The organism is uncultured Gimesia sp. (assembly GCF_937910335.1).
Lineage (GTDB): Bacteria > Planctomycetota > Planctomycetia > Planctomycetales > Planctomycetaceae > Gimesia.
Genome location: NZ_CALEMX010000200.1, coordinates 1 through 8,834, shown reverse-complemented (window position 1 = coordinate 8,834; position 8,834 = coordinate 1). Strand labels below are relative to the sequence as shown.

Below are 8,834 nucleotides of genomic sequence, written 5' to 3'. Positions count from 1 at the left end.
GAGGTTCCGATAATTCACCACTAACCGGTAAAAAGGGCATGATGTTCGAAGGCGGGATTCGAGTTCCCTGTATTGTGCGTTATCCGAAAAAAATTAAACCGGGTACTGTCAATGAAGGGCTGCTGACTTCATTGGAGTTGGTTCCCACTTTTTTGAAAGAAGCTCAGATACCTTTATCCGAAGACATTGTCTTCGATGGGTATGATATGCTGCCCACGTTAACGACGCAGGTCGAGTCCCCACGTAAAGAAATGTATTGGCAACGTCGGGCGGATAAAGCAGCTCGTGTAGGCAACTGGAAATGGGTGGAATCAGTCAAGGGCAATGGTCTGTTTGATTTATCAAAGGATGTGAGCGAAAAACACGATCTTTCAAAAGCGCATCCTGAAAAATTGAAGGAAATGAAAGCGCATTTTGCTAACTGGAAAAAAGAGATGGCAAAGGCTGAGCCACGCGGTCCTTTCCGCGACTTCTAGATCGTGTTGACCGGCATTTGGTTTATTTTTTCGTGAGAAGTTTCTGACTTTGACTGGGGATTTTGTCGAGAGTATCGAGTGGCAGGTTTTTTTCAACCAGTTCCATTCCACAAATCAGCGGTTTTCCTGCGCTGGCCGTGAATGTGAGATCCAGTCTGCCATCAATGGGGATTTGAGAAAATTCACGCACGAGAATATGATGACTCATTTGCGTTTCTTGATAGATGTCCAGATTCTTAATCAAGGGCTTTCCATTTAGAGAGACGCTGAAGACACGTTTTTCCGGTGCAGAATATTCGGGCTCCATGAAATACAGGCGCATTGTATAGTCAGAGCGTTTCATGTTTTTCAGGGAAATGCTTTCAACTTCGGTAATTCCGGATGCACCCACCCAGGGCCAGCCACGTCCCCCCTCAATCCAAAGTGAATGTTGGTAGAACGGTCGGATTGTTTCTGGTTTGACGACCAGATCGAGTTTCGGCGAAGGGCCTCCCACACTGGGGACATCCAGCCAGAGAGTACCTCGATCTGTTTTTCGATCGCCGGGAGCGCCGAAGTTCAAGCCGACACGCCGAATATCATTCACGTCACTTTTGCCCCAGACCATCCATTGCTCATGCGATTCTGGCATTGAAATCAGGGAAAGCCCAACCGGTAACGGGTAACTGCATGTGCATCCCTGGAAATAGTAGGGCACGTTTAGCAAACCGTTCGCAGGTACAATACTGTTTGTGCAGCCGGAGCGGGGGCCACTGATGTGAATCGTACCACTCTCCACACGTTTATCATAAAATGCGGCTGTTCCAGAACGCATCGTGAAAAGATAGCTGTAGTCAACGCCTCCATCACAGCCATAACTTTTGGGAAAGGCGCGAGGTTCTGTTTGACCAGTTAAGGGATTCGTACGTTCTCCAATCACAGGAGGTGCGGGGCTCCAATCATTTTTCTGAGAAGGGGGCCGGTATTGACTGAGTTGTTTTTTTGTGATGTCTCTTGTCGGTAATTCCTCCACCCACGTTTGAGCCTGTTTCTTTGTGAGCTTTCTGCCGGTATAAACATCGGAATATTGAGCTTCAAGTAGTTTGTAAGGGGGACGAATTCCAGCCGGGTACCCTTGCCAGTACTTCGAGTGTGAAATCATGACTCCGTCGACAAACATAGGTTGGGGAGCGCGTTTAAAATGACCGACGCTATCGTCGTACCAGAGTACTCCCACAGGGGCTTTGACCAGTTCATCGGGGCTCGACCAGCCTCCGGTATAATTGGTAGAACCGGGGATGGGACCAGCTTTTTTAATGACCGTGTATCCATCCCGGTGTGAAATTTGCGCCTGAGATAAATTTTGAAATTCCTTCGCCAGTTTTGCATGCGATAACTCTGAGCATTTCAAGAGCAGAGCGCCTCCATAAGGCCTGATCGAGGGATACAGTCTTGAAACCAGTTGTAATAATGATTGAGATCCTGATTGTTGTGGCTCCTGGGCAATCATCAGTTGAGCAAAATATGCGGGTAGCGCGAGTTCTGCCAAAGATCCATTCAGAAAAGAGATTTTAGAGGCATTCCAGCCTCTTTCATAATACGTTTGGCGGAGTTTCTCGATCTGATCTGAATCTGTATCTAAAACTATGACTTGAAGATGTTTGTTCGTCAGTAAATTATCAATTAGCTTCTCGTCAGGAATTCCAGCAAGAAAAACAAAACCACCGGCAGACGTTTGATCTAAAATCACGGTTGCCGTTTTGGAAGAAGCAGCTTGAGTGCGAACCGCCTCCGTGCGATTCAATAGGGGAGATTGATATGCTGCGGGCTCAGTTTTGTCAGGTCCCAGACAGTAGAGATTTCCTTCGAGCGTGACCACAAATAAGCGGTTTGATGCCACCAGCAGGGAATAGATGGTTCCCTCAACTCCTGGGATTTGACTTTGATAGGAGATCTGTTTTGGGCCGACCTGAATCTGTTGAAGTAGACCGCGTTTCCCGTCGGGGCCATAATTGAGTCCATTCTCATGTCGGGCAGAATTGACGTCGCGATCAAATTGCAATTCTGGTTTGGAGAGTTCTGTTTCTCCTCTTCGTGCAGACTTGCCTGCTGCGGTGAACCAGCCTCCCGGTTTGCGACCTGCTTTAGGGAGCTTGAATTCAATGAGCTCTCCTGTTTGTTTATTGAGACGGGCAGGAAAAGCTGTCCCGCAAGGAACAATCAATTCCTTTTCTGCGATGAGCAGATAACCCTGAGGCGTAACTCCACCAAAGGCTTCCGCCGCATGGGGATGCTGTCCGTAAAGGAAACCCAGGCGGTCATTTACCCAGAGCTGTTCTCCAGTTTCAGCATTGAGGGCATAGATAAAGACACCCTCAAAAGGCCAGACTCCTGCTGCGAAATAGAGGGTATCATTTTCAATCACCGGACCACCCCGAACGGGCCAGACCGAGACAAGACGACGATTTCCCAGAATCAGACGACTTGAGGGAACCGCCTGAAATTTCCATTGCAGTTCACCAGTTTGAGCAGAAAGCGAATAAAGATGGCCATCATCTGACCCAAACAGAACCGAATTTTTCCAGGCTACGGGAGCCAGGCGAATGGGACCGTTCGTAAAGAAACGCCAGCGTTCCTTTCCGGTTTTGACATCAATGGCAGTGATGGAATTCGTACTGGAGGAGCCATAAAAGAGGATCCCATTTTTGACAATCGGTTCATAGCCTGCGTCAAATTGCAAACGGGCATTTTTAAATGCAGGGTCCAGCCGAGGTAATTGATGCACCCACTGCACGTGCAGCGAATCGGAAATCGTTTGTTCTGTGTGGGCGGAACGCTGTGCATTTAGACGCCACATCGGCCAGTCATTGGCGTGCGCTGAACCCGAGAATGAAAATAGAAGCAGAAAACACAGGACCGTTTGATATAAAAAAGAAGCCGGCATCATCAGAACCTTTTTAGGCTTTAATTACAGTAGAAGGTCAGGGAACGAATTTCCCTCCAGATATCAAGCTAACAAGAGAACGGACTTCGTTCAACTCTCTGCATCAGGGCTATCGCTTGAAGAAGTGTTTTTAGACTCAGATTGCGCTATCTGGCGGCTGGCCCAGATGGCTGAACCACAACAGAACAATAATTCCATGATCCAGAAAAGTTGAGGCCAGGGGGTCTTCAGATTTGCGACGCTAGAAATGCGATGTTGCAGATAAGAGGAGATTAGGAGCAGATTTTTTTCATTCTGCTGGCGTTCTAATTTTGCTTCCTGGTATAGTTTCCGCGTGTGTTCATATCCTTTTAGTGACTCGGGATCTTCCGGCGGTTTGCCGGTGGCAAACATACGGTCCACGGAAAACATGGTCTGATCCGCTTTGAAACGTTTCAGTGTCACTTCCTGGTAACGCTGATGAGATAGATACAAGATCAGAGATTGACCTAAGATGACTAAACAAACAATCATCAGAATGATTGTCTTTTTGATAGGCAATCCAAACTTTACTGCAATGGTGGCCAATGCACCACCGGAAATTAAACCGTACACAACCGCATAAACAAGGAGCAGTTTCAGGCGTTCGGGCAAATGTACGGCAAGGAGAGACAGGGCAGTGATGAGAACCGCTGATACAATCAGCCATTGAATGTATCCGGTTTTAAAATTAGACGGGCTTGGTTTCAGCTCTGAAGGTTGATCCGACATGGTATTGGTTTCACTTAGATAAACGTGCCGTTCCCAGACCACAGGCAGATTGTACGCGCTCGAGAACTTCTTTGCCCTTTTCTCTGGCCTTGAGTGCTCCTTCAGCAAGAATATCGTTCAACGTGTCAGTGTCTGAAGACAGTTCTGCCCTGCGTTCTCTGGCTGGAGCGAAGTATTCCAGTGCTGCATCATGCACGGCTTGTTTTGCTTCCCCGTAGCCCATTCCCCCCGCTCGATATCGTGCAGCTAATTCTGTCTGCTGTGTTTCATCAGCAAACAGTTTGTATAAGGCGAATACCGAACAGGAATCCGGGTCTTTGGGATCTTCGAGCGTTGCGGAGTCTGTTTTAATCGACATGATCTTTTTGCGCTGTTTCTTAGGATCTTCAAAAATTTCAATGACATTGCGATAACTCTTTGACATTTTTTCGCCATCAATTCCCGGCACTTTCGCGGAAGTATCCAAGACACTTGATTTGGGAAGAGTCAGGGTTTCCCCAAAGAGGTTATTGAATCGCTGTGCCAAATCTCGCGTGACTTCTACATGTTGAATTTGGTCTTGGCCTACGGGAACCATGTCACTGTCATACAGCAAAATATCAGCAGCCATCAAAACAGGGTAAGTAAACAGTCCTGCATCAGCGGCAATGCCTTTTTCTTTTTTGTCTTTGTAAGCATGACATTTTTCCAGCAGGCTCATTTGAGTGACCGTCATGAGAATCCAGGTCAATTCTGTGATTTCAGGTACATCCGATTGGCGGAACAGAGTTGCCTGTTTGGGGTCGAGCCCCAAAGCCAGTAGATCAATGGCGGCTTCCATTGTATTCTGTCGTAGACGATCGGCATTTCGAATTGTGGTTAAGGCGTGTAAATCAGCGATGAAATAAAAGGCCTGCTCATTATCCTGCAGATCGATATATTGTTTGATTGCGCCGAAGTAATTGCCCCAGTGAAAGCGGCCCGTTGGTTGTATTCCCGATAGCACTCGCATGAGTCGGTTCTCTTTATCTCTCTATAATCTTTTGTTGATTGAAGGTGAGTCAGTGAAATTGAAAGCAGTCTGGCGGTTAACTCTTTTTGGGATAGACGAGAGACCCCACTAGTTCACTCACTTGTGAACATTTTTCTTCAAGAAGAATCTGTTCCAGTTCTCCGACTAATTGTGTTGCCAGACCAGGATTATAAAAATTTGCCGTACCAATTTGCACGGCAGAGGCACCTGCGACAATGAATTCCATTACATCATCGATATTGGAAATTCCACCCACGCCAATGATTGGAATATCTACTTCCCGCGCGACTTGACAGACGACTCGTAATGCAACTGGTTTAATAGCGGGACCACTGAGGCCGCCGAACACTCCTCCTAAAACAGGCTTTCTGCGTCGCCAGTCAATGGCTGTGCCCTGAACAGTATTGATCAGCGAGACAGCGTCCGCTCCCCCTTGTGAAGCAGCTTGAGCAATTTCGACAACACTGGTCACATTAGGTGTCAATTTTGCGATCACAGGCAGTTGACAACTCTCTGTCACTTGTTGAATCATTTTTTCTGTCAACTCAGGTTGCGTACCGTAATCAACGCCTCCACTGACGTTCGGACATGAGATATTTAATTCCAGAGCGGTAATTTGATTTTGAAAAGCATCGAGCCGGGAGGCCATCTCTGCCATTTCATCAATATTGCGGCCTGCGATATTGACAATTAAAGCTGTGTCAAGCGAAGCAAGGTAATGAAGATGCTTCTCGAGAAACAGATCAATTCCATCATTATCCAGGCCAATGGAATTTAACAGTCCTGCGCTGGTTTCAATCGTCCGTGGCGGAGGATTTCCGATTCGAGGTTCCGTGGTAATCGTCTTGGGGATGATGCCACCCAGCTTGGAAAAATCAAGAAATGGCTGCATCTCACGAGCATAACCAAATGTGCCAGATGCGACCAGAATCGGGTTTTTCAGGTGCAGACGGTTCAGCGTAACTGCTAAAAGATCCGTTTGAGTTGGGGCGTTCATCGGGGTATCGTCCGTTGTGGCCAGAAGGCCACATGCTCGTATTATCTATTGAACTATCAGGAAGAAGTGCAATCACTACGCCAACGTTGAGGTAGGTCGCCGATTCAATGCACTATGAAGAGACCACTCAGGATCCACTGAGTCTCATCTTAGCGTGCTCACTTTGAGAGAACCAGTAAGAGTGCTATTGAAAACAGAATCGATAAAAGCAGAAAGCTGACGAAATGGTGATTTCGACAGCTAATGAACGCTTCACTGTTTACGATTTTCAATATATAGCAGGATTCCATTTATTTCCAAATCGTAATCGAGTTCATGTCTGAGTGACTAAATCACTCCACCATGTGTTCGATAAGGTGTTGCAACATCTGGCATATCCAGACCCCAAATGCGTTCCCAGATTTTGGGAATATGTCGCATGCTTTCTGATTGGAAAATCAATTGACGAGCACGATCATCTCTCGATGAGGAATAGATGGGAACCACGCATCCGACCTGTGTTAAGGATAATGCGATTAACATGCTGGCCAATAGGAACTTACGCATTTTTTTCTCCGTGATATGGTTGTGCCATATTTGCTGGTATTGATCCCAGGCATCGATCCTTTAATTCAAACCATTGAATGAAAGGCATCAAACCGATATCGAAGGGGTTAAAGTGCTGAAATGTAATCAAGAGAGGAGGTTGAAGAGGCTGGATTGTAAACACCGCATTTAATCTTCTCTAGATCGTTTTATCGACAATCAGATCAGGGGACTTTGGTAAATAATGCGGATTATTCTAATTATTTTGATAATTCGACTTATCAGGTGTAATTACGAGAGATGGGTGAGAACAATTCATGGTAACTACAGAACAGAAGTTCATTTTTAAGAGAGATGAGTATTTTGAGACGAGAAAAAGGCCGGACTGTTTGTGTACATTCAAAACAGACCGGCCCTGAGAAGGTTTATACCCGTTCTAATCACATTAATCTCTTCAGGAAACAGGTTTAAGGAGAGAGCTACGGTCCCGAAGTATAGGAACTGTTATTATAAGTTCCTACTTGCGGAGAGCCTGTCGAACCTGGACCTTGAGAAGCCGCTGGTGGAGTTTGCTGCGTTTGTGACGCAGTTGATCCCGCCTGTGGTTGTGAAGCAGCAGCCTTAAGTCTGGCTGCTTCCTCTTCCAGGTCGCGCACTCGTTTTTCCATTTCCTTTCCAGGTTTAAACGTTACGACGTATTTTTCTTCTACATCGACGCGTTCTCCTGTACGTGGATTCCTTGCCTTTCGAGCTGCCCGCTTTTTGACTTCAAATACGCCAAAGTTGCGGAGTTCGATGCGCTTGTCAGTGACAAGGGTATCAACAATCGCATCAAACGTTTTTTGCACAATCTCTTTTGTTTTGAGTTGCGTCAGACCAATCTCTTCCGAAATCACTTTGACAATCTCTTTTTTCGTCACGACTGGGTTCTCCCAATTCTGAGAAGCCGTCGGACAGCTACGCCCGTCCGTGGGGCAATACAGAGCCGTCTCAACTGTAATGGGTTACACGACTTAGTGTCATAGTAGATTATTTCCCACAATTGAACAGTAAGTCAATACCGATCTTCGATAGGAAGCCTCAAACAGAAGGCACTCAGGCAATATTTGATGAGAATAGAGTAAGTGTTACATTTCAGGTCGTTCGAATATTTTAACAGAATCGATTAAATTAGAAATGTTGTAAGGCATTATATATTATAGAGATAGAGGATTATGAAGTCGGTAGATTGAGGATAGATCTGAATGATGATTTTCTTCTAAAAAGGACTGATTCTGTTTTCCAGGATTTTTTTACAAACTTCTGACGAAATTTGGAAAAGCAGAGCTGGAGAGCTGGTTTTGAAGTAATTGAGCGTTCCAAATCCTTTATAAATCGATACTTAATAAACGATATTGATTTGCCTTTCGTTTGAGAAGTGTTGCCATAGCTACGGATTAGAACACCGAATTTTTATTTTACTGTGAAAAATATCAGTTGAATCAATGAATGATTTGGAGAATCAAATCGGATCCAACAAGATTTTGGAAGAGAACTTATAAGTCCGTTTGCACAACACGTTTTTGAATCTCTTCTAAGCTGATAAACGCTCCTTTTCCTGCACCAGGACACTCAGGCGAAAGTGCATCCCAACTTGCTTTACTCTCCAGATTCGAGTTCCAGAAAGGCCATGTACGGCACTGCTTAGGTCGCGCTTCATAAATTGTGCAACCTCTCTTTTCCGGGTCAAAGAAAGTACAATCTCCATTTGCAAATTCGGTTAATGATCGTCGTCCCGCGTAAAGTCGCGTGTGCATTAACAATATTTCACCAGTAGATTTTCCCGTTAGTTCTGAAATGGCCTCGATTTCTGTCTCGTCTACCCAAACAACACCGGGGTCACCAGTACAACAATTACCACATTGCGTACAGCTAAATTGTAAACCATCCTGATACCAGGGAATTTGTTCAGAATTCTGATCACTCATATTGCAGATCGTTTCTATGTATCGTATGAGACTGTCATTTTGAATTTCATTTTGTAAGTTACCTGTGGCATTATGTCAAACACAAACAAAGAATTGAAAATTGGTGGAATCATTCTCTGCGGAGGTGAAAGTTCCCGCATGAATTATCCCAAGGCGTTGTTACCTTTGGGCACTGAATTAATAG

At 45.5% G+C, this 8,834-nt stretch carries 9 protein-coding genes; 2 read left to right on the top strand and 7 right to left on the bottom strand.

The features are described 5' to 3' along the window. The coding region (locus tag Q0668_RS07495; RefSeq protein WP_298862199.1) for a sulfatase/phosphatase domain-containing protein at positions 1–476 on the top strand (476 nt) is incomplete at its 5' end. 22 nt (positions 477–498) lie between these two features. Here Q0668_RS07495 and Q0668_RS07490 read toward each other — a convergent pair. The 7 genes from Q0668_RS07490 to Q0668_RS07460 all read right to left on the bottom strand — a co-directional run bounded on the left by Q0668_RS07490 (position 499) and on the right by Q0668_RS07460 (position 8,650). Next, a complete protein-coding gene (locus Q0668_RS07490; protein ID WP_298862196.1) occupies positions 499–3,312 on the bottom strand; it encodes a PQQ-binding-like beta-propeller repeat protein in 2,814 nt (937 codons plus the stop codon). 177 nt (positions 3,313–3,489) lie between these two features. Continuing rightward, positions 3,490–4,149 (bottom strand): hypothetical protein, encoded by a 660-nt coding sequence (locus Q0668_RS07485; RefSeq protein WP_298862193.1) that lies wholly within the window; start codon positions 4,147–4,149, stop codon positions 3,490–3,492. Positions 4,150–4,159: 10 nt separating this feature from the next. Then, positions 4,160–5,140 carry a tryptophan--tRNA ligase gene (trpS, locus tag Q0668_RS07480; protein ID WP_298862190.1) on the bottom strand — a complete coding sequence of 327 codons (981 nt, stop codon included), beginning with the start codon at positions 5,138–5,140 and terminating at the stop codon, positions 4,160–4,162. 76 nt (positions 5,141–5,216) lie between these two features. Then, positions 5,217–6,158 carry a dihydroorotate dehydrogenase gene (locus tag Q0668_RS07475; RefSeq protein WP_298862188.1) on the bottom strand — a complete coding sequence of 314 codons (942 nt, stop codon included), beginning with the start codon at positions 6,156–6,158 and terminating at the stop codon, positions 5,217–5,219. A gap of 327 nt (positions 6,159–6,485) precedes the next feature. After that, the gene (locus tag Q0668_RS07470; RefSeq protein ID WP_298862185.1) at positions 6,486–6,704 is read right to left on the bottom strand and encodes a hypothetical protein; all 219 of its coding nucleotides are present in this window, start codon (positions 6,702–6,704) and stop codon (positions 6,486–6,488) included. Positions 6,705–7,162: 458 nt separating this feature from the next. After that, a complete protein-coding gene (locus Q0668_RS07465) occupies positions 7,163–7,603 on the bottom strand; it encodes an HU family DNA-binding protein (RefSeq protein WP_298862182.1) in 441 nt (146 codons plus the stop codon). A 615-nt stretch (positions 7,604–8,218) separates the two neighbouring features. Beyond that, on the bottom strand, positions 8,219–8,650 hold the full coding sequence (locus tag Q0668_RS07460) for a YkgJ family cysteine cluster protein (protein ID WP_298862179.1): 432 nt from the start codon (positions 8,648–8,650) through the stop codon (positions 8,219–8,221). 72 nt (positions 8,651–8,722) lie between these two features. Between Q0668_RS07460 and Q0668_RS25870 the strand changes: the two genes are divergently transcribed. Further along, on the top strand, positions 8,723–8,834 hold a 112-nt coding region (locus Q0668_RS25870), incomplete at its 3' end, for an NTP transferase domain-containing protein (RefSeq protein ID WP_366918881.1).

Bases quoted from the DNA above. Each gene is read 5' to 3' on its own strand.
- Q0668_RS07475 (WP_298862188.1), bottom strand. From the start codon at position 6,158: ATGAACGCCCCAACTCAAACGGATCTTTTAGCAGTTACGCTGAACCGT.
- Q0668_RS07490 (WP_298862196.1), bottom strand. From the start codon at position 3,312: ATGTGGCGTCTAAATGCACAGCGTTCCGCCCACACAGAACAAACGATT.
- trpS (WP_298862190.1), bottom strand. From the start codon at position 5,140: ATGCGAGTGCTATCGGGAATACAACCAACGGGCCGCTTTCACTGGGGC.
- Q0668_RS07460 (WP_298862179.1), bottom strand. From the start codon at position 8,650: ATGAGTGATCAGAATTCTGAACAAATTCCCTGGTATCAGGATGGTTTA.
- Q0668_RS07470 (WP_298862185.1), bottom strand. From the start codon at position 6,704: ATGCGTAAGTTCCTATTGGCCAGCATGTTAATCGCATTATCCTTAACA.
- Q0668_RS07485 (WP_298862193.1), bottom strand. From the start codon at position 4,149: ATGTCGGATCAACCTTCAGAGCTGAAACCAAGCCCGTCTAATTTTAAA.